At 68.0% G+C, this 463-nt stretch carries 1 pseudogene; it reads right to left on the bottom strand.

Annotation, left to right across the window (positions count from 1 at the left end):
• Window positions 1-433 (bottom strand): annotated as a pseudogene (locus tag JWG43_RS18085) (NAD(P)-binding domain-containing protein); the annotation flags it as partial.
• Window positions 434-463 lie beyond the last annotated feature (30 nt).

Genomic DNA, 463 nt, shown 5'->3' with positions numbered 1-463 from the left:
CCAGCCCCTGCATCATGCCGAACTCATAGGCAGGCCCGGCACCGATGAGGGCCGAAAAGGCCGTGAAGCGGGAGTCCGGCAGCTCCAGGCAAACGCCCAGCTGGCTGAAGCAGCTCAGGATGTCCTCCTTGCTCTGCGCCGGGACCTTGTCGTCGAAGCACAGGGCGAACACGCCCTTGCCCACCAGCGCGGGCGTATTGGTCATGCAGCGCACCACGGGGCAGCGACCGGCCACGGCCGCCTGCAAACGGGCGATGCTGATGCCGGCCGCCACGGAGATCACCACCGTATCGGGCCCGAACTCGGGCGCCATCTCGGCCAGCAGGGACTCGATCTGATAGGGTTTGGCGGCCATGACCACATAGCGGGCCTTGCGGGCCAGCTCGCGGGCGGAATCCAGACGCGTGACGCCCGCCGCTTCCAGAGGCGCCATGCGTGCTGCCGTGCGCGTATGGCCATACAG

This window comes from Desulfobulbus alkaliphilus (genome assembly GCF_016918545.1).
In the GTDB taxonomy this organism is placed as follows: domain Bacteria; phylum Desulfobacterota; class Desulfobulbia; order Desulfobulbales; family Desulfobulbaceae; genus Desulfobulbus; species Desulfobulbus alkaliphilus.
The sequence above is the reverse complement of the archived record's forward strand: the minus strand, read 5'-3'. Positions and strand labels throughout refer to the sequence as shown.